The sequence below is a fragment of the Paraburkholderia xenovorans genome, assembly GCF_046030735.1.
Lineage (GTDB): Bacteria > Pseudomonadota > Gammaproteobacteria > Burkholderiales > Burkholderiaceae > Paraburkholderia > Paraburkholderia xenovorans_A.
In genome coordinates this window covers 47,506-71,125 of record NZ_JAQQBV010000002.1, presented here as the reverse complement: position 1 = coordinate 71,125, position 23,620 = coordinate 47,506, and the positions used below count along the sequence as shown (strand labels likewise).

Below are 23,620 nucleotides of genomic sequence, written 5' to 3'. Positions count from 1 at the left end.
GGTAGCGGTTGCGTCGGTGGCGAAGCGCGCATTAATGCGTATTAACGCGCTTCAACGCTCGACCGTCCGGTTCCAGCGCTCGGTCCACTCGGTGCGATGCTGATTGATCGTCGCCCAGTCCATCGCGGTGAGCTTCGAGATCTGTTCCGGGCCATAGGGCACACGAGCGGCGATCTCGGGCGTGAGCTTGACCGTCCGGTTGACCGGGCCCAGGCCGATGCCTTGTGCCTGCAACGCCTGCACCTCAGGGCTCAGCAGGTACTGCACGAACTGCTGCGACAACTGCGGCTGCTCGTTCTCGGCGATCGCGCACGCCGCCACCTGCAATGCCACCGCACCTTCCTTCGGGTAGACGAACTTGAGCGGGAAGCCGGTGTTCTGCAACGCGACCGCGCGGCCGCTGCCATACGGCGCCAGGATCACGTCGCCGGCCTGCATCTGGCCGTCCATCTCGCCGGGCGTCGGCGCCCACGACAGCACGTTAGGCGCGACGTCCTTCTTCATCGCCGCAAAACCCGGATCGATGTTCTTCTCGCCGCCGCCCGACAGCCGCGCGAGCATCACGAGCGTATGCAGGCCGTAGGTGTTGGTGATCGGCGGCACGCCGAGCTTGCCCTTGATGCGGCTGTCGGTGAGGGCTTTCCACGAATCCGGCGGCGGCAAGCCGGCCTTCTTGAACGCTTCCTCGTTGTAGCCGATCCCCGTCGCCACCATGCCGACGCCGATCGCGCTCGGCCCGAGCTTCGCGAGCGGGTAGAGGTCTTTCATCACGGGGGCGTCGTCGAGCTTCGCGCACAGGTTCAATTGCATTGCCTGATACATGGGACCGTCGTCCATCACCGCGACATTGATCTGCTGATGGCCTTTCTGCGCCTGGAGTTTCGCGAGCGTGTCGCTCGAATTGCCCGCGACGTAGACGATTTTTACGTTATGCGCCTTTTCGAACGGCGGAATGATTTTCTGCCGGTAGAGCTGCTCGTTCGAACCGCCGACGTTGGCGACATACAGCGTGGGCTCGGCCTGCGCGAGAAGCGGGGCAGCCAGCACAGAACCGAGCGCGCATGAAAGGGCCGCGACAGCACGGCGGGAAGGGACGGACAGACGGCGATGCAACGCGCTTTTCATGACGACGATCTCCAGTTCCGGTGTGGGGAAGGCGGGCTTCGCTGCCCGTCTATAGAATCCAGTGTCACGCCGGCTGGTCATGTCGTCCAATACGAATAAAATACCTATCTATGCATGGATGATATGGATTGAACGCTCGTGCTCTAACGGAGAACTCGTATGAACCTCAAGCACATAGAGGCATTTCGCGCGGTGATGGTGTCAGGATCGATGACCGCCGCGGCCAAGGCGCTGTTCACGTCGCAGCCGAACGTGAGCCGTCTGATCGCGCAACTTGAGCGCGATACCGGCTTGCAACTGTTTCAGCGCAGCGGGGTGCGGCTGATTCCGACGAGCGAAGGCGAGGCGTTTTTCCGCGAAGTCGAACGGGCGTTCGTCGGCTTGCAGGGGCTCGCGAACGCCGCTGCGCAGATTCGCAATCTCGGCAGCGGCCGTCTGCGGATCGCCGCCATGCCGTCGGCCGGCATGACGCTGGTGCCGCATGCGATCAAGCGTTTTGTCCAACTATTCCCGGATGTCACCGTATCGCTGCATGTGAATACGTCGGGCACCGTCAATCACTGGACCGCGTCGCAGTTCTGCGATCTCGGCGTGGCGGTGTATGTCAGCGAGGCGTCCGATTGCGAGGTCGAGCAGTTATCGAACGTGGCGGCGGTGTGCGTGATGCCGGCCACTCATCGGCTGGCGGCAAAGCGAAGCATCAGACCGGAGGATCTCGAAGGCGAGTCGTTCATCTCGCTGTGTCACGGCGACGGCACACGCGCAATGATGGACGAAGTGTTCCTGCGCGCCGGCGTGCAGCGGGTGCTGGCGATCGAGGCGCAATACACCGCGATGTGCTGCGAGATGGTTCGTCACGGAATGGGCGTGACGCTGGCTCATCCGATCGTCGCGCGCGATTTTGCGGGGCCGGAGATCGCGATCCGGCCATTCCTGCCGGCCACGCTGTTTCCGACCTATCTGCTGTTTCCTCCGCACAGGCCGAGAGAGCGGCTTGCGTCGGCGTTCGTCGATGTGTTGCGGGGCTTGCATGAGGAGTTGCTTGCGGAGGTGGTGGCTCCGGTTCGTCGACAAACGCGGTCTCGAGTATCAGGCGCGCCCCGGCGCCGCGTCTGATCTGAATTGACAGACCAGGTCCGAGCTATCGGCGAGCAGTTCGATCTCGGCCAGCGTCAACGAACAGATCCGTGTTGCCATCGAATCGGATACGCCGAGCGCGCGCTTCGCGTGCTCTCGATCTTCCCTTAGCATCCGCTGCGCGAGCAGCAGATACGATTGATTGAATGCGGCAATTGCCTGCAAGCTGTCTGATTTCTTGGTCAATTGTGTGGGTGGTGCGCGAGGGTTGAAGAGTTGTCGTCGCCAATATGCTGGCGATAGCTCCTTTGTCAGTTTACGCATCGAGATCTTTCAGGTTTGACAAAACCTTGATTCAATCCGCCAATATGTGAAATTCGCTGGAATTATTCTGTCGCCACTATTCGGGTAAACGTCTCGAGCGTGGTGAGCATGGGTGGGTCGACTACATTGCTGTAGCGTTCCGTCATTTGATCAGCGTGATCCGACAACTGCCTACCGGCATCGGCGATGGAAGGACGATACTTGCTGCGGGGTTCTCTCCTCTCAGAGGACCCTTAAAGCCTCGGTTAAACCTGCTCGCTATTCGTTTCTTGCGGGCAGGTTCTTTTTTGCGGGGCAGGCACCGGCATTTCCCTATAAATACCTGTTCATTCCACGCGCGAGATTCAATTCCCATGCTTAAAGTAACGAAAGCCGTTTTCCCGGTTGCGGGGCTCGGTACCCGCTTTCTTCCGGCAACCAAGGCAAGCCCGAAGGAAATGCTGCCGATTGTCGATAAGCCGCTCATTCAATACGCGGTTGAAGAGGCCATTGCGGCAGGAATAACCGAAATGATCTTTGTCACCGGACGCAGCAAGCGGGCCATCGAGGACCATTTCGACAAGTCGTACGAGATCGAGGCGGAACTCGAAGCACGTGGAAAAGAAAAGCTGCTCTCTCTCGTACGCAATATCAAGCCGAGTCATGTGGACTGCTTTTATGTTCGCCAGGCCGAAGCGCTGGGATTGGGGCATGCGGTGTTGTGCGCGGAAAAGCTCGTCGGCGACAGCCCGTTTGCCGTCGTGCTGGCCGACGATCTGCTGGACGGCAGGCCGCCCGTGTTGCGGCAGATGATCGACGTATTCGACCATTACCACACGTCCGTGCTGGGGGTTGAAGAAATTGCGCCGGATGAGTCGAAGTCTTATGGGGTCATCGACGGCAAACAATGGGAAGAAAATATCTTCAAGTTGTCGGGCATCGTCGAGAAGCCGGTGCCCGCCGATGCACCGTCCCGTTTCGGCGTGGTCGGCCGCTATGTGCTCAAGCCGAGGATCTTCGAACATCTGCGTGCGTTGCGGCCGGGCAGCGGCGGCGAGTTGCAACTGACGGACGCAATCCAGTCGCTACTGAACGACGAACAGGTTTTGGCCTATCGATATAACGGCACGCGTTTCGATTGCGGCAGCAAGCTTGGGTATCTGAAAGCGACCGTGGAATTCGCGCTGCGCCACCCCGAAGTAGCGGCGGATTTCAGCGACTATCTCGCGAGCCGTATGACGGAGTTGGAGATTTAAACGTAATGGTTTCCGATGTCGCCGATGAACGCTGTGAACTGGTCGAGATGCCATTCGGCGCTCGAGTATTTTTGCGCGCGACGGTTGCGTGAAAGAAGCGCGAGGACGTGTCCGACACAAACGTCGTCAGGCGGCTGCTGTTCCTGGGGGCCCGGCAATGCGTTGTCCAGCAGGAATTCCGCGCATTTGCGCTGATAGCAGAACAGCATGACCGGGACGTCGTATACGTAGCTGACGATTGCGCCATGCAGCTTCGAGGTCACCACGCACGCCGCGGCCGCCAGCAGATCGACGACTTCGGTAATCGAATCGCCGTATTGAAAGCGGTTCACGGCGACGTTCAACGGCGAGAACAGGCGGGCAATGTCCCCGGTCACTGCAACGCTCTCGTCGTCGAGCGACACGAACAGCACTTCATCGACGAGGCGCCGGCTATCCACCTCGGCCAGCACCGCCAATACCGCATCCATGTACTGGCGCAGATGAATGGACACGACCAGCGTGCGTCGATCGGGCGGCCGGCGCTTCGGCTTATAGAGCGCCGGCAACGCGAAAGCGAGGTCCTTGAGGTTGGCCGGCGTCGAGCCGGTTGCGTCGGCGACCGCGCGGACCGACGCTTCGTCTCGAACTGCGATGCGAGGCATCGCTTTCAGCACGCCGGCAAATGCATGACGCCGTTCCGCCGTCGCAAATGGTCCGACCGACACGCCGAGCGCTGAGACAGGCCGGTTGAAGTGCCGCCCCACATTGACGATCAGCTTTGCGAAAGGCAGCGCGGCGTTCGCGCCGAATAGCGATCCGCCGCCGAAGACTGCCGCCCGGGCACGCAACAAGGCGGCCACATAAGTCACCGAGCGTGCCGCCGCGCCGATTGCGCCGGGACGCGCCCACAGCGCCCTCGCAACCGGCAAATGGAACGGATGCGTCAATTCCTGCGCGGGCGACGCGCCCACTATCAGCGGAAGAATCCCAGGCGTTCTGATCGAGATTGTTTGCAGCAGGTAGCCGAACAGATCGTCGCCGAAATTGTGCCGCCCGTAGAAGCCGAAGAATGCAATGCGCGTTTTGCGGCGGGTGGTCGCGGTTCGCGCACGGCTGCTTACGGACGAGGGGGACAATTCGGGTGACGCGGCGCCGGATACGACTTGCGCCGGAGAGTCGGTTTCAGCAGGTGTATTCATTTCAGAACCTCATGGGAAAGTGCGTGTGCGACGGCCGGCAGGCGACCTTGCAGCGGCGTCAGCAAGCGCCGGTAGACCCCGACATAAGAGCGGAATAGCTGTGTGTCGCCGAAGCGGGCGCGGGCGTGTGCGCGCGCCGCGGCACCCATCCGCTCGCGCAGTTGCGCGTCGTCGATCAACCGGCGGGTGTAGCGTTCGAGTTCTTCATCGTCGTTTGCAAGAAAGCCCGTTACGCCGTGGACGATCACATCTCGGTTGCCGACGATGCGGCTCGCCACCGCGGGCAGTCCCGCCGCCTGCGCTTCGATCAGCGCGATCGGCATGCCTTCCCATAGCGAAGGCAAAACGAAAATATCGCACTGCGACAGTCGCCGCCGAAGCTCCGCGGCGGGTATCCAGCCGCTCAACTCGACCGTGTCGCGATCGATCCAGCGCTCGATCGCGTCAGGCTCGCCGTCGCCGAACCACACGAAGCGGGTGTCCGAGCCGGCTGGAAAACGTTGCGCAAGACGCGTAAAGCGCCATGGCGCTTTCTGATAAGTGACCCGCGCCGACGTGCAGACGACGATCTGTTCGCTTGCCGCTCTGCGTCCGCCATGATGGAATTCATCGAGTTTCACCGCGTTTTCGACAAGGCTCGTGCGGTCAGCGCGTAGAAGCAGCATGCGCGCATAGCGCAACTCGCTCTTCGAACAGGCGACGATATGTCCGCCCGTTGCGTGCAGCATCCGCTCGATCAGCAGGAACAGTCTGATCTTGAGCGGCGAGATGTCCTCCTTCAGAAAGGCGAATCCGTGCGGCGAATAAATCGTGCGCGCGGCGATCCCAAGCAGACGAGCGGCGATCCGTCCGACCGCGGCGGCCTTCGACGAATGAAGGTGAACGATGTCCGGGCGCTCCCGAAACAGCGCAATGAGAAGGCGGAACACGCTCACGACGTCGTGCACGCCGATGCGGGTGCGCATGTCGACGACCTGCCGCCGCACCCTCGGATCGAATAGTTCGTCGAGCTTTGCGGCGGGCGGCGTGTCGTCGCGCACCGAATGCAGCACGACGACATCGTCGCCCGCGGCCGCCTGGCGATTGGCCAGCAGCACGACACAGTGCAGTACGCCGCCGCCGAGCGCTTCCGTTACGTGTACGATTTTTTGTCGCATGATCGCTCACCCTAGTTGCTGGATTGATGGAGCTGCCTGGTACGGCAGAAACGGCGACTCGCCGTGTCCTTCTTCGTCGGTCATGTTGTGCACGCGTCCCGCCAACGCGATCAGTCCAATGACGAACAGCCACGTCGCCAGGTCGGTGCGCATGCGCCCGGAGGGCGGAGCGAACTGACGCCAGAGAACCACCAGCATCAGGTTCACGAGGATCAGCTGAAACCGGATGCCCGCGTAAGTCACCTGGGTCATCCCGTACAGCGCGGCCGCCAGCACGGCGCAAATCAGCCAGCCGATCGGGGGGATCGCGAATTGCCGTCGGAACACGATCATCAGGCCGAGCATCAGCATCTGAATCAGCAGGAACAGCAATCCGGACGACGCATTCGGCGCCGCGATGCCGGTATAGAGACTGGTCTTGTCGGCGAAGTAGTCCGGCATCAGCAGCGAACCGCCGATGACCGCCACCGCGACGCCGACGAACATCAGCGTGTGTCCGCGCCGGGTCGTCGCGATGAAGAGCAGGAACAGCAGCGCCGAAGAAAAATGCACACAGGTGCCGATCAACGCATAGATGAAATATCGAAGCGGCTTCTGATGCGGCGCAATGCGAGTCGCGACCAGGAAGATCGCCGACGCAAGACCGAAGCGCATCACGTTCATCGTCAGTTCGTAAAACATGCCGGGCACGAGGATCAGGCCACCGAACCAGATGCCGAAGCGGCTGCGGGAAATGGACCACAGCAACAGCAGCGCGGTCGTCATCGAAATGCTGTTGACGACGAATCGCGGGTCGGGGTCGATCGACCAGAGGAGTTGCGCATACGCATTGAACAACGGTTCGGCGCCGTAGCCGTTGCCCTGGCCGAGGTCGGTGAACGCCTGGTAATACGCGGCCGTGTCGGTCCCGCTATGGCCACGCAAGACGGCCAGTGCGACCATCGGCAACGCGCACGTCAGCACCACGGCGGGATTGGTCCCGCCATAGGCGATGCATAGCGCGACGCCGAAGTAAAAGATCAGCAGAGGAACGAGGTAGTACGTCATATCGCACGCCTCGCCGGTTGCAGTGTTGCTGTGATGGCTCGCGTGCGGCTCACGTGAATCTCCGCGACACCACGCAGCGTCGAAAATATTTGGCTGCGCTCAGCAGCGAGAAACACAGCCATTCGAGAACGCTGATCGCTTTGCGGCGGCGGAATTGCAGATAGTTGTCCTGCTCGCCTTTCTGGATTTTCCAGAGTTGAGCGCTAAGACCGGTTCGCGCGCCGAACTGCGCTTTGTAGATATACGACAGCGGCGCCGGAAACAGGTAGGCGTCGCCTCGATCCACCAGAACGACTTCCAGCAGCATGAAGTAGTCCTCGGCATGGCGCTTCGTCTCATCGAAACGCGCGCCGACATCCGCGCGCATCAGAATGCTGGAAGGGGTGAAGCGGTTCGAGAACAGGATGCGCCGGCGCGACATCCGGCGCGGCGCGGCGACGGCCGGCAGCGCTTGCGATCCGGGTTGCTCGCCGGCGTCGAGTTGCGCGACCGGGTGGCCGGTGATCGCCGCCTCGCGATGAGCACTCATCCATCCATACTGGCGTTCCATCTTCGCGGGATGCCAACTGTCGTCCGAGTCGAGAAATGCAATATAGGGCTGTTTCGCCGCTGCCCATGCGGCATTACGCGCAGCGCCGGGACCCGCGTTGCGAGGCTGTAGCAGCACGCGAATCCAGCCGGCCGGATAGTTTTTCGCGAGTTCGCGGAGCAGCTCGCGCGTGCCGTCCGTGCTGCAATCGTCGACGAGAATCAGCTCATTCGGGCGCCACGTCTGCAGGAATACAGAATGGACGGCGCGCCCGATCGTCGCGCGACAGTTGAAACACGGAATGATCGCGCTGACCGGAATCAGTTCGGCTACGTGGGGCGCGGCGTCGACGTCCGGCAGGCCGCCGACGATGGTCACCGGCTTGCGCCGTGCCTGTGCGAGAAAGTGATTCGCGCACACGACGGAAAGCGCGGCCCAGACAACTTCTCCTGCAATCGAAGCAAGCGCCGCGCCGACGATGCCCGCGACACTCACGCCGATCACGCCTGCAATCACGCTAAACAACAGCGCGGCGAACGCACAGCGATTACGCACGCGAATCAGATTACGAGTCGTCATCACGGAAGAAGCGCTGACCGACAGAAACCTGAACGGCGTGCTCGCTGTCATCAGGATCACCACGTCGATCGACGGCTCGTATTGCCTGCCGAACACGAGTGGGATCACGAACGGCGCGAGGAGCGCCGCGATGGCGGCCAACGCGACGCCCGACGCGAACATCCATTTATTGCCGTCCCGGTACATGCGTTCGAGACGTTCGTCGCCCGTCGCAGCCCAACGATGAAGGCGCGGCATGAGCAGCTTCTGGAACAGCACGGACGGCAGGAGATAAAGCGCGCTCAGCATCGTCACGGCAACGCTATAAACGCCGACGTCGTGCGGCGTGCCGAGGTGCGAGACGATCAGCAGCCCGCTTTGCCCGTACGCAAAGAAGAGCAGGCTCGCCACGCCGAATGGCGCGGCGTTGCGCCAGAGTTCATGTGTCGACGGCGTAGGCAGACTTGCATGAGCGATTTGGCCCACTGGTTTGGTGCCATGACCGACCAGTTCGACTGCGCCGCGCCGCAGCGCGCTGACGGAGCGCCAGGAGCCGAGCGTCACGACAGCGCCGATGCAGCCGAAGCCGAGTGCAATCGCTTCGCTGTCTGCCGCGAGCTTCCAGCATGCCAGCACCAGCACGAGACGTCCGGCATGTTGCAGGGCCTGCCATAGCGCCACCCGCCCGAATCTCTCTTCGAGTTGCAGTTTCGCCGAAGCCATTTCGATTGCGCCTTGCGTGAGGACTACCGGCAGCATCGAGAGCAGCAAATGGCCGATGTGCGTGTCGGCGGCGCCGAAGCATGCCCATAGCGCTACGGCGACAATGCACAACACGGCGCTGCGGCCGATGAGACGCACCGACGCGTCCATCCAGCGCCGCGCTGCCCAGCCTTCGGTGCCGTAGGCCTTCAGCCAGAAAGACGGCACGCCGAAGCCGACTGCCGGTGCGACGATCGTCACAACGGCAAGTGCCGCGGCAAACCGGCCGTAGTCCGTCGGCGCGAGGCAGCGCGCCAGCGTCGCCTGGACGGCGAACGCCAGCCCGGCTGACCCCAGCGCGCTGACGGACAGCAAGGACGCGGCCCAGGCGTCGCGGCCGCGTTGCATCATGGCGCCACCTCGTCGATCAAGGGGCGCATCTCCTCACTGCGCGAGCGTGCGTAGCGATAGCTGCCGTAGGTCGTGCCGTAGCGGAAACGGCCGGCGTGCCGGTCGATCCCGTTGAGCACGACGCCTTTCACGTCGACCGCGACTTGCCGCAGGCGGCGCGCGCATTCCTCGAGTTCCGCCGGCTTCGTGATGGACGCGCGCGCTACCAGGAACACATTGCCTTGGGCATAGGGGGCGAGAATCGCCGCGTCCGGTACCGGAAGAAGCGGTGCGGTATCGACGATCACCACGTCGTAGCTCGCCGCAAGCTTCTTGAAGAGGTTGGGTACGCCCGGACTGCTGAGATGGTCCGCGGCATTGGACGGCATCGAACCGCTCGGCAGAAAGTCGAGCGTCGAGCGCTCGACTTTGCGGATCGATGCGTCGAGTTCGCTGGCACCCGCGATCACGTCGGCCAGCCCGACAGCCGAATGGCAGCCATACGCGCGGCTCAATCCGCTACGTCTGAGGTCGCCGTCGATCAGCAGGACCCGCTTGCCGGTTCGCGCGAGCACCGCGGCCACGTTCGACGCAATAAACGATTTGCCGATGTTCGGCGACGGACCGGTAAACATCACGACGTTGTTGGCGGAGTCCGCTAATGAAAACTGCAACGCGGTGCGCAGGCTTCGCAGACTTTCGATCGCCGGGTCCGCGGGATCGACGAACGCGAGCGGGCGGCGCGGCGCCGGCTTGCGTCGCCAATACCCGCTCCAGCGGAAGCCGCGGCGGTTCGCCATCGGCACCACCGAGAACACGCTGAGATCGGTCTGTTCTTCGATCTCGTGCGAATCCGAGATTCCGCGGAACAACAGGTCGCGAATGAACGCGGTGGCGGCCGCCGCGAACAGCGCGAGCACGATCACGACGACGCACAACACCGGGCGCCAGAAGCGGATCGGCTGATCGGGCAACAACGCGTTGTCGAGTACGCGCACGTTGCCGATCCGTCCCACTTCGAGAATCTGCAACTGCTCGATATTGTTCAGCAAGCCGACATACAGGTCGTTGCTGATCTTCACGTCGCGTTGCGCCGTCACGACCTGACGCTGGATTTCCGGCAGGCGATCGATACGCTGGTTGAAACCGGTCGATTGCGCCTCCAGCACCTTGATCTGTTGATCGAGCGCGAGCACCGTCGGATTCGCGGGTTCGAAACGGGTCAGCGCGTCCGCGCGCTTTTGCAGCAGCGCGCCGATGAGGGTTTCGTTGTCGGCCGATTGCTGCAGGACCGCGCGCGCCTCGCCGTCGAGATCCACCGATCCGAGCTTGCTGCGCACCACGGCATACGCTGCTTCGGCTGTGTCGAGCTTCTGGCGCAAGTCGGGGACCTGGCTGCGCAGAAAGGTCAGCGAGCGCGACGCCTGTTCCGCCTTCCGGTCCTCGTTCTGGCCGACGTAGTGATGCGCGATGTCGTTGAGAATCGCGGTAATCAGCGCGGGATCGCTGCCACGCAGCTTGACCTGAAGCACGTTGGAGTCTTTGCCGAGCTCGCTGATCGACAGGCTGCGTTGAAGCTTGTCGATTGTTTCCAGACGCGATTGCCGCGTGAGCTTGAAACGGGCACCGGCCGCCGCATGGATCGAGTCGACCTGCAACGTGATGGGGCCGTCGTCGCTGACAAAGGTCTCGGTCTTGCCGACCCGGCCGACGACATCCTGATCGAGCCCGGTTCCGGAAAGCCGGTAAGTGCCGGCATCCAGAACGGTCAGGCGGTAGTGCTCGCCCTCGAAACCGGCGGGCACGTCGAAGCGCTCGACGCGAGCACGCTCGTCACCCCACGTGTAGCCGCCCATGCCGAAAAAGCCGGGGCGCGACAGCCCCTTGCTGGCGCGCGCGATCGCCCGGCCGATGAGCGGAAAGCGAGCCGGCTCGGCTTCGATGTCGAGGCGCAGGTTGTCGACCGCGGAAGCCACGACAAGCCGCGACTGAAGCACCTGCATTTCCGTATCCGCCGACGACTTGACGTCGAGCATCGACGAGAGATCCTGGCCCAGCAGCGACGACGCGGTGGTCGCGGCCGAGCCTTCGTCCACCTGCGTGATGATGTTGACCTGATACTGCGGGTCCGACAGCAATACCGCCGCGATGCCGAGCACCGACACGAGGCCGAAGATCCACAGCATCATGTGCCGGTAAAGCATGAAGACATCGAGCATCGCCGCGAGATTGAACTCTTTCTCGGCGACGGGTTCGGGCGACGCATGGCGCGGGTTCACTGTGCACCTCCGCCCACGTGCAGCGGCCGGCAATGCGCGCGCTCGCGCGCTGGCGCGTTCAGGTCCTTGAGCCGGCCGACCCAGTGGTCGATACCGGCAGTCAACGCTTCGCGACACGTGCGGAAGGCGGACAGCGGCGCACCCATCGGGTCGTCGATATCCAGGTCGTCGAAGCCGCGCAGCGAGAAGATACGGCCGCGCATCAGCGGATAGAGCGATTGCAGGCTGCGGGTCTGCGCGGCGGTCATGGTCAGTATCAGTTCCGCGTCGTCCGCGAGTTGTCGGGTGAGTTGCGTGGCGCGATGCGCGCGAATGTCGATGCGCACCTCGGCAAGCGCGGCGACGGCTTCTGTCGCGGCGGGCTGTCCCACCTCGGCGGCAAGACCGGCCGAACGCACCTGCACACCTTCGATACGTCGCTGCAGAAGGGCCGCCGCCATCGGGCTGCGGCAAAGGTTTCCGTGGCAAACCATAAGAACGTTGGAAATCATCGGGTCTTTATTTCTGTGTGTTGAGACGTGGCTGACTCGAATCCGGCGCAGCGCACCTGGCGTCATGACGAACGCCATACGGCCAGTTCGCTGATCTCGAGCTTCCCGCGCCAGCCGATGAAGCTCGTCTTGAGCGTGGCCTGAACGGCACCGGCTGGAACGACGGCTTGTGCGGACGGCAGGGCGTTCGCCGGGCTTTGGGCTTCGCTCGCGCCAAGCGGAACGCCTCCCGCTGCGTAGAACTGGAACTGGAATGCGGTGGGGCCTCGGGTGTCCGCGGTTCTGGCCGTGCAGGCAGCCAGCACCGTTTCGCCGGGGCTGACGGGGAAGGGAGTTTTCGTGATGATCGACAACGGCGCGCCGTCGTGATCCGGCGACGCCAGCCGCAATGCCTGCGCCGATCCGGTGAGTGCGCCGTTTGCCTGCACACCCGGTACTCCCGGCGCAACGAAGATTTCACCTGCGCTTCGGCCGGACGCGGCAGAGGGCACGCTCCAGTGCGTCAGCGAACTCACCGGCGTGCCGGGGCTGTCCAGCGTGAAGAGACTGTCGGCATTGATCACGCGTGGCCGCCACGGCAGCGCCTGAATCTTCTGGAAACTCATCGCGCTGATCGACTCGACCGGCACCTCGTCGCCGATCAGGGCCGTCAACGTGCTCTGCTCCGGAGACTCGAACCGCCATTCGAGCCCGGCAGCGGCGAACTTCGCCGTACCCGCAACCAGTTGACGAGGGGCATTGTCGAGATCCTTGCGCTTCCAGCGCCTCGGCAACACGATCGAGTCGCGGAACACGGTGCGAAGATGTTTCCCGGAGGCTGTCGCGTTGACCAGCAGTCCGTCGATACCCTCGAAGTGGCAGTGATTGAACGCCACCGTGCCGAAGCGGGCGTGACTGCCGAAATACGCCACGTCGCCATTGAAATCGAACGAGCAGGCGTCGAAAACGAAATCCATGCTGTCCGAGTCGATGTCGAGCGCGCGTGCGGACCCCGCAAACGTGCAATCGATAAAGGTCATCCGTTCGCCGCTGTTCACGCTTCTGCCGACGCCCGGCGCCACGTGAATGCCGGCTTCGCGGTTCTGTTCGAAGCGCGACGAGAACCACGCGGCAAGGTACGCGTTGATGGGATCGATCCGCAGCGCCCCGCGCCAGCCGGTGACCACGACGTTGCGTCCACCCGCGTCCCGCACGGCGCCAGAAAAGCCCGCCTGGCGATTGCCCATCACGATGCCCCATCCTTCGGCTCGCGCTTTGCCGGGTCCGAGTACCGAGATCGTGCCGCCTGTGCCGTCGAGAAACGGCGAACGGTCGCCGGGAAAACGCAGATCCGTGGCGGGAAGCGTGGTCTCGTTCCGGCAGGTCAGGCCGTCCCAGCCTACCGGCAATTGCGAGAAGTCGAGCAACACACCGCCCACCGAGCACAACTTGATCCAGGGCGCGGTGTCGATCGTCTCCGTGAGCACGTACCGGCCGGCGGGAATCAGCAATGAAGGCAGACAGGACGTGTCGCGCGTGCGCAGCGCGAGAGTGCGCACGTAGTCGATCGCGCGCTGGAACGTGCCGGTGTCGTCGCTCGCACCTTTGCCTTTGGCGGCGAAGTCGCTGAGCCAGAGAAATCCATTCGGCGCTCGGGTGTCGACGGATTCGCCCCAGCCGCGCGAAACGGAAGCGGCGCCCAGGATCGCGACGCCGGCTGACAGGCCTATTGCGGAACGACGATTCACCATGAGCTCACCGTCGTGTGCGGTTGGCTGAGAAATCGCGGGATCGGGATCATTTGGTCACCAATCCCGCGGTCAAGCCTGCGTTGATACCGGGCAGCAGAAGACTCAGCACACGGCTGAAGCGAACCAGGCCGTTGCCGTCCACGTAAACAATGTCTTTAGGCAGCAGTTCGAACCGGTTGGCGAGAATCATCGAGACCGGCGACGCCGCGTCGAGGTGAAAGACGCGCGCGTCTTTGCCGAGTCCGCGAATCACATACAGTTGCGCGGCGTCCGCGGTCGACGAATTGATGCTGCCCGCCTGCGAAAGTGCGTCGCTCAACGTCAACTGACCGCTGCGCAACGGCAATGCGGTGACAGGGCGGCTCACTTCGCCCAGCACGAACACGCCGTTTTCTTCCCGCGCGGACACCCGTATCAGATCGCCGGGACGCAGCATGATGTTCGACGGATTCAAGCCGCGTTGCAGCATCCCCGTGAAATTGATGTCGTACGACTGCCCGTTGCGAGTCAGCGTAATGCGGCTCTGGTCCGCCGCCGGACTGAAACCGCCTGCGTGGCTGATCGCGTCGTACAGCGTCGTCGGGATATCGTTGACCGATTGCGCACCCGGTGTGCGTACCTCGCCGTCGACATAGACCTGTTTCGCGCGAAACGACGCAATGCGCACGGTCACCTGAGGATCGTGGAACGACTTGCCCAGTTCCGCCGCAAGTTTGCGTTGAATATCGTCGACCTTCATGCCCTCGACGTGAATGTTGCCGACAAACGGAAAGCGCAGATAACCCCCGTCATCGACGATGAATCCCGGCGGCGGGTCGTAGGTCCGGGCATTCGCGGGCGGCTGCGAACCCAATGCCGCGGCCAGTTCAGGATGGTCCCAGACCGTGATCTGCAGCACATCGCCAGCGCCGATCGTGTAGGGCTGGCTGCTGCCGAGCAGGGCGCTGGCGCTGGCATCGCTACGGCGTTCGGCTTCGCTTCGTATCTCGTCGATCGAGGACAACGTCACCTCGGTCAACGGCACGGGCAACTGCTCTGCCGGCGCGTCGCCGGTCGCACTCGCAAGCGGCAAGCTCGACGCCTTTTGCATCTTCATGCCGGGTGCTACCGTACAGGCGGACAGCGCGAGTTGGAGCGCCGCAATCCATACGACCCGCCGCACGAAAAACATATTGCCGCCGCCGCCACGCAGCGCGTTAGACCTGACTTTCAATTGCTTCACTCCGATTCCTTTGATTGGGCGCGCCGACCTCCTTCGCGGTCCGCGGTTCCCGGTCATGACTAGTACGCCTGCTTGCTGAAGAATCCACGGACGACGGTACGCAGCACGATCTTGATATCCATCCGGAACGATCGATGACGCAGGTAGTACAGGTCGTACTCGACGCGGCCTGCCATCTTCTCCAGCGCATCCGTCTCCCCCCGGTAGCCGTTGATCTGCGCCCAGCCCGTGATGCCCGGCTTGATGCGGTAGCGCTCGAGGTAGCCGGAAATCAACGGTTCATACAGATCGTCGTGTTCGAGCGCGTGCGGACGGGGACCGACGATCGACATGTCGCCGCGCAGCACGTTGATGAATTGCGGCAGTTCGTCGAGACTCGTGCGGCGCAGGAAGCGACCGACCTGTGTGATGCGGCTGTCGTTGCGGGTTGCCTGACGCACGACGCCATGCTCTTCCGGATGAATCCGCATCGAGCGAAACTTGTAGATCGAAAACGGGCGCCCCTTCAGTCCCTTCCTGCGCTGCCGGAAGAAAACCGGGCCGGGCGACGAGAGCTTGATCGCAACGGCAATCAGGATGAAGAGCGGCAAAAGTCCGATGAGCGCGGCAAGCGCGAAGGCCCTGTCGAAGATCTCTTTGCCGGTCATGGCTTCGCCGGAAATAGCAGACGGCGACAAACTGAGCGACGGAATATCGAGTGCGTCGAGCGACGCGACGCCGGCATACAGTCCGAGCGGCATGAAGTCCGGCATCAGCCGTATTTCCACCAGCGTGCTCCTGAGCGCGTCGACGCAATGGGCCGCCACTGCATGGGCGGACAAAGGTAACGCGAGCCACACTTCGTGAATGCCGCCGGACTCCGCCAGCGTCGCGAGCCGGGCGAGTTCCGTCTCGCGGCGGTTGATTCCATCCGCACTGATGCGCCCGCCGGCGCCATGCAACTCGACCACATCCGCGACCCGGAAATTCTGATGATTGCTGGAGTCGACCTTCGCCACGATCTGCTTCAGGTATTCGCCGTTTCCGACGACGACGACATTGCGCACCTGCCGCCCGACACGCCGTAAAGAGGCGTGCAATGCAGAAGCGGCTAACCGCCACGACGCGAGCAGGACGGCGCCGATACCGGTCCACCACGCGATCCAGGCCACGAGCGCCGCATCCTGCCGGTGAATCGACGACAGAAGCAGCCAGCCTGCGAACTGCAACGCCAGCCATGCCGGCAGCAGCCGCGTGCACAGACGCAGGATCGAGCGCATTGGCGATAGCGCGTAAATGCCGACGGCCGGCAACAGGACGGTCGACGACAGCACGATGACGATCGCGAACAGCAATTGCAGCGGGCTGTTTTCCGGGCCTTGTCCATGAGCGACATGAGCCGACACCGCGGCCGCGAGCGCAATACACCCGCTATCGACGAGACGTGCGACAGCTTGTTTCATAGGAAATCTCCGTGGAGCCGGGGTGTTGAACAATCCCGGTATCTCGCGCTTGTTGCTAAACGGGGCGGCGTACTCGCCGCACGACGTCCGGTTCGGATGAACCGTTGTCGGCCAGCCGGTTGCGCTCGATCGTCCGGTACTCGGTCGGTGAAATCGACAGATGCTGACGGAACAGCTTCGCCAGCCGGTCGCCGCTGCCCAGACCGGTACGGCGCGCGATCTTGTCGGCCGGGAGGTCGGTGTCCACCAGCATGTGGCAGGCTTTCTCGAGGCGGACTCGCAGAACGAACTCTGTCGGCGTCACGCCAATCTCCTGCTTGAAGCGGCGCAGGAAGTTGCGTTCGCTCATTGCCACGGCCTGAGCGGCTTCAGCAATCGATACGCGGTTCTCGCTATTGACGCGCAAGCGATGGGCGGACGAACGAATGAGGTCGCTGGCGCGCGCTTCGCGGGAATCGAAGATCGACTGGGTGAACTGTTTGGGCGTGACGGGCAGCAGGTCGTGCGCCACCTGGCTCGCCGTCTCGTAGCCGCAATCTCGCTTGACCACGGACAGTGCGGTGGTGAGTGCGACTTGCGCGTCGGCATCGATGCCGGCCGCCCTGGTTGAGGACAACGCGCCCGGCGGCAGCAAGACGCCGGGGATTTCCGTGAGCGCCACGTCCTTCGGTTCGAGTCCCGCGATTTCGAGAACGCGGTGACCGCCGCCGATTCCCTGTACGACCTGCGCATGCGGATAAGTGTGGCGCAGCCATGAAAGCAGCCGCTGGTCGCTTTCGGCGGGCAAGCCGGCGGAGCCGAGCGCGAACAGTGCATGGACGTCTCGTGCATAGTGGGCATCGACCGCGTCGGTCCAGATCAACACGCCCGAGGACGAGCGGATTGCGCCACCGCTGGCGGACACCAGCCGGAGGTCGTAGTAATTGTGCAGTGCATTCTCAGGATGACGCAGACGGTTTGCCAGACTGAATGTCTCCGCCAGACGCCCCATATGAATCAGCGAAAAGCCCTCGAACAGCAGAATTACCACTTGCCTGCGGCGGCGTGCCAAACCAATGCTGCCGCCCATCATGAGATGAATTGATTTCCTCGTTATATCAGCCGCACATTCCATACCACTGGCCCCCGGCGCTGTTAGCGAAATTGAGTTTTCTGCAGCGCATCATATTCGCGAGAGGGCTTTGATCAGACCACGGCGTCCGATTCAACCATGTTCTTGGCGGAATCGATCAAGAGTGGCCGCAACAGCAGTTTTAGTGCTCAAAAATACGGTGCATTCCGATCGGCAAGGCAAGAACATTCACGAATGCCGCCGCTTCCCGCGAGCGAATGCGGGCCAAAAAACGGCGTTTTGACGAGGAGTGTGCAATTGGAAATAGGTTGCTTATTTAATTAGATACGCTTGCAAAATCAATTAAGAATAGATAGCCGGAAACATTGGCTTAACTTACCGATTCTTTCATCAATAAGTTATCTGCCGGATTGGCTCAGGCGCAGTACATTGCAGGTCGAACCGAACTGCGCTTTTCGTGCGCTTACTCGGAGTAGGCTTCCTTGCCCAGCCGGTAGTCGGTCGGCGTGGTCGCCAGATACTTTCTGAATAGCTTCGACAATTGACCGCCGCCGCCGATACCGCAGCGCCGCGCGATCTTGTCGATGGGCAAACGCGACTCGACGAGCATCTGACAACTGAGGTTCAGCCGTGCGCGAAGCAGATAGTCAGACGGAGTCATGCCGATCTCGTTCTTGAAGCGTCGCAAGAAATTGCGCTCGCTCATGGCCGCGAGACGCGCCGCGTCGTCGATCGAGATAGGGCGGTCGACGTTCGCTTCCAGCCAACGGGCCGACGCCATGATCTTCTCGCTCACCTGCGGCGCGGTGCTGCGGGCGATGGAAGCGCTGAAGGGCGTCTCATGCTGTGGCGCGACGGATTCGGCAACCTGGCGCGCGAGTTCCGGCCCGAGATCTTTTTCGACGATCCGTAAGGCGATACCCACGGTTGTCGGCATTTCGCTTCGCCATAACATCGGAAAACGATCGGACGCTTCGGTATCGCTGCGCAGTGGCGAACCGTAGCGGCTGGCAAGTCCTGCGGCTTCCAGAAGCAGTCTGCCTTCGGCAATCGGATGAACTTTTTCGCTGAGCGGATGACGGTGGCGCAGCCAGTTGCGCAAACGCTCATCGTGACTTGCGTGTTGCGCGCCCGCGCCTCCGGCAATGAACATCAGGTGCGCATCGTTCGTACCTCTGTATGAATCGACGCTTTCGCTCCAGACGAACACCGATGAAGAACTCGCGATTCGGCCACCCGTAGTAGAGAGCAGCGAGACGTCATAGCGAGCGCGGCCCGAGCGTTGCGACGCGGCAAGCGCATTCGCCTTATGGAAAATTTCGATGAGTGCGGCGACGTTCGGCAATGCAAAGCCGTTGAACAGTACGATGTCGACGCGAGATATAGTGTTTTTTTGCGTCTGCGCGGCACTCTGCCGCGAGCTGCGCGGCACGCTATCTACCAGATCCATTGGTTTTCCCCGAATTGTTGTGGCCTGCAAAGTCCCTCTTTCGAGACCTTGTCTTTTTTTGTTGGCTTATGTTATACAAATTTATACAAATGACACTGACCTCATGATTGTATGGCCGAATCAACCAGGAGGTTGGCAGTTGCGGCCATTGAATGAACCGCACATACGCCATAGTGGTGCACGCATAAGCCGGAATTCGAATGTCCCGCTGCGAAATTCAGAAGAAATCTGGACGGGCGAATCGAGTCTTTATCAAAATCCGTCTATAGAAAACGAATGGAATTCATATTGGAGTCGTCGTCGCCGTACGGTGCTCGAATGTAAGGTGGGGAAAGGTCGGACAGACTATTGCCGGCAACCGCCGGAAAAAGAAACACCAAACCGAAATTGATAGAATCGTATCGGTCGTCAACGTGCAGGTTGCGTTCGCATTTCGATCCGCGGCCACCGCAGCGAGTGCCCATTCCCCCGATCCAGATTTCCGTGTAGGGCTTTGCGCAATGTGTTGAGGCGAGGTCGGTCACGCCGGAAGGCAAACGATTGCGCGAAAACCTAAATAAGCCGGCCGCCGAGCCGATAACCTGTTCATGCAAAAAAATGACATTAAGACAATCGTTGATGCCGCGAGCGAAACAGCCGACACCATTGTCGGCGCGCGGCAATGGAGGACGGCTGAAGATGCACGTGCCATGCACGATGTGATCTTCTGGGACATGATCGCCAAGCAGTTACCCAACGTCACCGTCGTCGATCTGCTTTCGATTCTGAATGGCTAGTGGGGATCGCGAGTTCCCGTCGATAGAATCTCGCTGAGCAGGAATGCATATAAAAATACCCGCCGTCCGAGGGAGCGGCAGACCAAAAAATCGACGGATGGGGTTTGTCTGAACCCCACGCTTGACATTCACGCGGCGGCCAATGGGTCGGGAAACTACCGAGAAACCAGTCGGCCCGCGGAAAGCAATCAGAAGGGCAGCCCTACTTATACTGTCTCGCAAGTCGACGCCTGCATTTGACAGGCAATGTTTCAACTCCGTCGACACGAAGGAGACCGCCATGCCACGCCACACACGAGCCTCGATCCGCGCGCTGATTCGCGCGCCGTTCTGTGCGCTGCTTTGTGTCGTGGCGTTGAGCGCGGCACGCGTCGCGAATGCGCAGCCGATCGTGCTGATGACCGGCGGCGCGGCGAAGCTGATCTATCTGCCGGTGATTCTCGCGGATCAACTCGGCTATTTCCGCCGCGAAGGACTCGACGTGCGCGTGGTCTCCGCACCCGCGGGCATCGACACGTCGACCGAACTCGTCGCGGGTGCGATACAGGGTGCGGTCGGTTTCTACGATCACACAATCGAACTGCAAAGCCGCGGACTGGATGTGCAGTCGGTCGTCGTGCTGGGGCAGTCCGCGGGGCTCGTCGAACTTGCGCCGCGCGATGGAAAAATGAAAACGATGGCCGACGCCAAAGGGCGGCGCCTTGGCGTGACCGGCTTCGGCTCGTCCACTTACTTCCTGACGCGCTACCTTGTCGAACGCGCGGGCGTGCCGTCCGACCAGTACACGATCGTGCCGCTCGCCAACGAATCCGCGTTCGAGAAAGCCATAGTCGACGGCAAAGTGGACGCCGGCATGATCGAAGAGCCGACCGCGACGCGGATGCTGACGCGCGTCGAAGCCAGGCCGCTCGTCGACATGCGCAGCGTCGCGGACACGCACGCGCAACTGGGCGGCACCTATGTGGGTGCCTGCCTGTACCTGCGACGCGACTGGATCGACGCACATCGGAACGAGACGGCGCGGCTCGCGCATGCGATACGCGATGCGCTGCTTTTCATCCATTCGCACGATGTCGCCGGGATCGCGGCCGTCGTGCCCGCGGCCATCCGTGGCGACGATCCAGCGCTGTACCGCGACGCGCTGACGATCGCGAAGCCCGCGTATTCGCCGGCCGGCGCGATGCCGGCAGACGCGCCGTCGACCGTGCTGGCCGTGCTGAATCGCGTCGATCCCGACATATCCGCGCGGCACGTCGACCTCGCGCGCACCTATACCAACCGCTTCGTCGAGCCTGCGTCGAACGGTTCAGCCGCGGATTCGCGCTGAATCCCGCCGCCCCGATTCCCCGATTCCTCAATTCCTACCGGAGACTTTTCTCATGCGAGCCATCCAGATCCACGAATACGGCGGCCCCGAAGTGCTTCGCCGCGTCGAAATCGACGTGCCGAAACCGGGTGCCGGCGAAGTGCTCGTGCGAGTCGTAACGGCAGGCATCAACTTCATGGACGTTCATACGCGCCAGGGCAAGTACCGCGATTCGCGCACGTACCCGGTGCGGATTCCGTGCACGCTCGGGATGGAAGGCGCGGGTGAAGTCGTCGAAACTGGCACGGGCGTCACGTCGTGCCGCAAGGGCGACCGGGTCGCATGGTGCATTTCGTGGGGCGCGTACGCCGACTATGCGGTCGTGCCCGCTGCGCGTCTCGCGCGGCTGCCGGATGGGATCGGCTACGACATCGCCGCCGCCGCGATCTTCCAGGGCTCGACCGCGCACTATTTGCTGGAAGACGTTGCACACATCGGCCCTGGTAGCACCTGTCTCGTGCATGCGGCATCCGGCGGGATCGGACAGTTGCTCGTACAACTGGCGAAGCGGCGTGGCGCGCAAGTGTTCGCGACGACCAGTTCCGCCGACAAAGCGGCAATCGCGAAGTCGCGCGGCGCCGACCACGTGCTGATGTACGAAGACGGCGCGTTCGCCGACCGGGTCCGCGAACTGACGCAGGGTAAAGGCGTCGACGTCGTGTTCGACGCAGTGGGCCGCACGACGCTGCGCGACAGCTTCCGCGCGACGCGAACGCGCGGTCTCGTCGTCAATTACGGTTCTGTCACCGGCCCGATGCACGATCTCGATCCCTATGAACTGGGCGAGGCGGGCTCGCTGTTCCTCACACGGCCGCGCCTTGCCGACCATCTCGCCGATGCCGAAACAGTGCAGCGCCGCGCCGACGATATCTTTGCCGCGATCGGCGAGGGCGCGCTGCGCGTGGAGATCAACGGCCGCTATACGCTCGATACCGTCGAAGCCGCGCATGCGGCGCTCGAAGAGCGTCGCCAGTCGGGTAAAGCCGTGATGGATATCGGCTAGCCGCCTTAAGTTACCCGGACGTTACGTCAGGAATTTACGTCAGGAATTTACGTCCGGAATTTACGCCTGGAATTTACGCCTGGAATTTACGCCCAGAACAAGCCCGATCCGGCGCGCGCCACACGTGCGCCGGACGGCAAAACTCGTCCTTACGCCAGAAGGAAGCATGATGGAATCAGCCATTCACACTCGTCCGGAGTCACGCTTTCGAGCGGTTTTCCGCGTGGTCAGCGGCAACTTTCTCGAGATGTACGACTTCACCGTCTACGCCTATTACGCCAGTGCGATCGCCCACACGTTCTTTCCCTCAGACAACGAATTCGTGTCGCTGCTGCTCGCGCTCTCCGTGTTCGGCGCGGGCTTCTTCATGCGGCCGATCGGCGCGCTGGTGCTCGGCGCATATATCGACCGCCACGGGCGTCGCAAAGGTCTGATTCTGTCGTTATCGCTGATGGCGGTCGGCACCGCGTGCGTCGCGTTTGTGCCCGGCTATTCGACGATCGGCCTCGCGGCGCCCGTTATCGTGCTGATCGGACGCCTGCTGCAAGGCTTCTCGGCCGGCGTCGAACTCGGCGGCGTGTCCGTCTATCTGGCGGAAATCGCGACGCCGGGCAAACGCGGCTTCTTCTGCTCGTGGCAATCGGGCAGCCAGCAAGTTGCGGTGATCTTCGCGGCCTCGCTCGGGGTGCTGCTCAATCAACTGCTGCCCGCGAGCGAAGTCAGCGCCTGGGGCTGGCGCGTGCCTTTCCTGATCGGTTGCCTGATCGTGCCGTTTCTGTTCCTGATTCGCCGCACGCTGCGCGAGACCGAAGAGTTCGCGGCGCGCAAACACCATCCGTCGATGGGCGAAATCATGCGCTCGATGATCGACAACGCGGGGCTGATCGTGGCGGGCATGGGTCTCGTCGTGATGACCACGGTGTCGTTCTATCTGATCACCACGTATACGCCGACGTTCGGCAAGTCCGTGCTGCATCTGTCGACGATCGATGCGCTGATCGTCACCGTCTGCGTGGGGATATCGAACCTGATCTGGCTGCCGGTTTCCGGCTCGGTTTCCGATCGTGTCGGACGCCGGCCTGTGTTGCTTGTGTTCACCGTGCTCACGATACTGACGTCGTATCCGGCGATGCAGTGGCTGGTTGGCGCACCGTCGTTCGAACGGCTGCTGGCAGTGGAGCTCTGGCTTTCGCTGCTCTATGCGTGGTACAACGGCGCGATGGTGGCCGCGCTCACCGAACTGATGCCGGCCCATGTGCGGACCACGGGCTTCTCGATGGCTTACAGCCTCGCGACGCTGGTCGGCGGCTTCACGCCGGCTGTGTCGACGTCGCTGATCCATTTCACCGGCGACAAGGCTGCGCCCGGTGCGTGGATGGGCGTGGCCGGCCTGTGCGGCGCCGTGGCGACGCTGTTACTCTACCGTTCGCAACAGGCCCGTAACGGATACAAGGTGGCTTAGCT

At 62.3% G+C, this 23,620-nt stretch carries 19 protein-coding genes; 6 read left to right on the top strand and 13 right to left on the bottom strand.

What is annotated here, in order from left to right; translation table 11 throughout:
• Positions 1 to 51: 51 nt before the first annotated feature.
• Complete coding sequence (locus PQQ51_RS02035; RefSeq protein WP_408494367.1) at positions 52 to 1,125, bottom strand: ABC transporter substrate-binding protein; 1,074 nt, start codon at positions 1,123 to 1,125, stop codon at positions 52 to 54.
• Positions 1,126 to 1,284: 159 nt separating this feature from the next.
• On the opposite strand from PQQ51_RS02035, the gene PQQ51_RS02030 reads away from it, so the two are divergent.
• Entirely contained in the window at positions 1,285 to 2,241 is a 957-nt protein-coding gene (locus tag PQQ51_RS02030) for a LysR substrate-binding domain-containing protein (protein WP_408494366.1), read from the top strand.
• On the opposite strand, the gene PQQ51_RS02025 is transcribed toward PQQ51_RS02030, so the two are convergent.
• Positions 2,215 to 2,526, bottom strand: coding sequence for a flagellar transcriptional regulator FlhD (locus tag PQQ51_RS02025; RefSeq protein WP_408494365.1), 312 nt, complete (start codon positions 2,524 to 2,526; stop codon positions 2,215 to 2,217). The two genes, PQQ51_RS02030 and PQQ51_RS02025, sit on opposite strands and share 27 nt — an antisense overlap.
• Before the next feature lie 353 nt (positions 2,527 to 2,879).
• Between PQQ51_RS02025 and galU the strand changes: the two genes are divergently transcribed.
• Positions 2,880 to 3,761, top strand: a complete 882-nt coding sequence (galU, locus tag PQQ51_RS02020; protein WP_408494786.1) for a UTP--glucose-1-phosphate uridylyltransferase GalU — start codon at positions 2,880 to 2,882, stop codon at positions 3,759 to 3,761.
• On the opposite strand, the gene PQQ51_RS02015 is transcribed toward galU, so the two are convergent.
• From PQQ51_RS02015 to PQQ51_RS01965, 11 genes are all read right to left on the bottom strand, one after another.
• On the bottom strand, positions 3,758 to 4,942 hold the full coding sequence (locus PQQ51_RS02015) for a polysaccharide pyruvyl transferase family protein (protein ID WP_408494364.1): 1,185 nt from the start codon (positions 4,940 to 4,942) through the stop codon (positions 3,758 to 3,760). The two genes, galU and PQQ51_RS02015, sit on opposite strands and share 4 nt — an antisense overlap.
• Positions 4,939 to 6,099 (bottom strand): glycosyltransferase, encoded by a 1,161-nt coding sequence (locus tag PQQ51_RS02010; RefSeq protein ID WP_408494363.1) that lies wholly within the window; start codon positions 6,097 to 6,099, stop codon positions 4,939 to 4,941. The genes PQQ51_RS02015 and PQQ51_RS02010 overlap by 4 nt, the downstream gene beginning before the upstream one ends.
• Positions 6,100 to 6,105: 6 nt before the next feature.
• Positions 6,106 to 7,146, bottom strand: coding sequence for an EpsG family protein (locus PQQ51_RS02005; RefSeq protein ID WP_408494362.1), 1,041 nt, complete (start codon positions 7,144 to 7,146; stop codon positions 6,106 to 6,108).
• A 49-nt stretch (positions 7,147 to 7,195) separates the two neighbouring features.
• Positions 7,196 to 9,346: a glycosyltransferase gene (locus PQQ51_RS02000; protein WP_408494361.1), complete on the bottom strand. Its 2,151-nt coding sequence runs from the start codon at positions 9,344 to 9,346 to the stop codon at positions 7,196 to 7,198.
• On the bottom strand, positions 9,343 to 11,604 hold the full coding sequence (locus PQQ51_RS01995; protein ID WP_408494360.1) for a polysaccharide biosynthesis tyrosine autokinase: 2,262 nt from the start codon (positions 11,602 to 11,604) through the stop codon (positions 9,343 to 9,345). Before PQQ51_RS01995 ends, PQQ51_RS02000 begins: the two co-directional genes overlap by 4 nt.
• Positions 11,601 to 12,173: an arsenate reductase/protein-tyrosine-phosphatase family protein gene (locus tag PQQ51_RS01990; RefSeq protein WP_408494359.1), complete on the bottom strand. Its 573-nt coding sequence runs from the start codon at positions 12,171 to 12,173 to the stop codon at positions 11,601 to 11,603. Before PQQ51_RS01990 ends, PQQ51_RS01995 begins: the two co-directional genes overlap by 4 nt.
• Positions 12,158 to 13,825 (bottom strand): glycoside hydrolase family protein, encoded by a 1,668-nt coding sequence (locus PQQ51_RS01985; protein ID WP_408494358.1) that lies wholly within the window; start codon positions 13,823 to 13,825, stop codon positions 12,158 to 12,160. Before PQQ51_RS01985 ends, PQQ51_RS01990 begins: the two co-directional genes overlap by 16 nt.
• 46 nt (positions 13,826 to 13,871) lie before the next feature.
• On the bottom strand, positions 13,872 to 14,996 hold the full coding sequence (locus PQQ51_RS01980; protein ID WP_408494784.1) for a polysaccharide biosynthesis/export family protein: 1,125 nt from the start codon (positions 14,994 to 14,996) through the stop codon (positions 13,872 to 13,874).
• A 110-nt stretch (positions 14,997 to 15,106) separates the two neighbouring features.
• Positions 15,107 to 16,489: an undecaprenyl-phosphate glucose phosphotransferase gene (locus PQQ51_RS01975; RefSeq protein WP_408494357.1), complete on the bottom strand. Its 1,383-nt coding sequence runs from the start codon at positions 16,487 to 16,489 to the stop codon at positions 15,107 to 15,109.
• 55 nt (positions 16,490 to 16,544) lie between these two features.
• Complete coding sequence (locus PQQ51_RS01970) at positions 16,545 to 17,561, bottom strand: GlxA family transcriptional regulator (RefSeq protein ID WP_408494356.1); 1,017 nt, start codon at positions 17,559 to 17,561, stop codon at positions 16,545 to 16,547.
• A 463-nt stretch (positions 17,562 to 18,024) separates the two neighbouring features.
• Entirely contained in the window at positions 18,025 to 19,011 is a 987-nt protein-coding gene (locus PQQ51_RS01965; RefSeq protein WP_408494355.1) for a GlxA family transcriptional regulator, read from the bottom strand.
• 587 nt (positions 19,012 to 19,598) lie between these two features.
• On the opposite strand from PQQ51_RS01965, the gene PQQ51_RS01960 reads away from it, so the two are divergent.
• The 4 genes from PQQ51_RS01960 (at position 19,599) to tcuC (ending at position 23,618) form a co-directional block, all read left to right on the top strand.
• A complete protein-coding gene (locus PQQ51_RS01960) occupies positions 19,599 to 19,787 on the top strand; it encodes a hypothetical protein (RefSeq protein ID WP_408494354.1) in 189 nt (62 codons plus the stop codon).
• A gap of 280 nt (positions 19,788 to 20,067) precedes the next feature.
• The gene (locus PQQ51_RS01955; protein ID WP_408494353.1) at positions 20,068 to 21,114 is read left to right on the top strand and encodes an ABC transporter substrate-binding protein; all 1,047 of its coding nucleotides are present in this window, start codon (positions 20,068 to 20,070) and stop codon (positions 21,112 to 21,114) included.
• 52 nt (positions 21,115 to 21,166) lie between these two features.
• Positions 21,167 to 22,156, top strand: coding sequence for a quinone oxidoreductase family protein (locus tag PQQ51_RS01950; protein ID WP_408494352.1), 990 nt, complete (start codon positions 21,167 to 21,169; stop codon positions 22,154 to 22,156).
• A gap of 169 nt (positions 22,157 to 22,325) precedes the next feature.
• On the top strand, positions 22,326 to 23,618 hold the full coding sequence (gene tcuC, locus PQQ51_RS01945) for an MFS transporter (RefSeq protein WP_408494350.1): 1,293 nt from the start codon (positions 22,326 to 22,328) through the stop codon (positions 23,616 to 23,618).
• Positions 23,619 to 23,620: the final 2 nt, after the last annotated feature.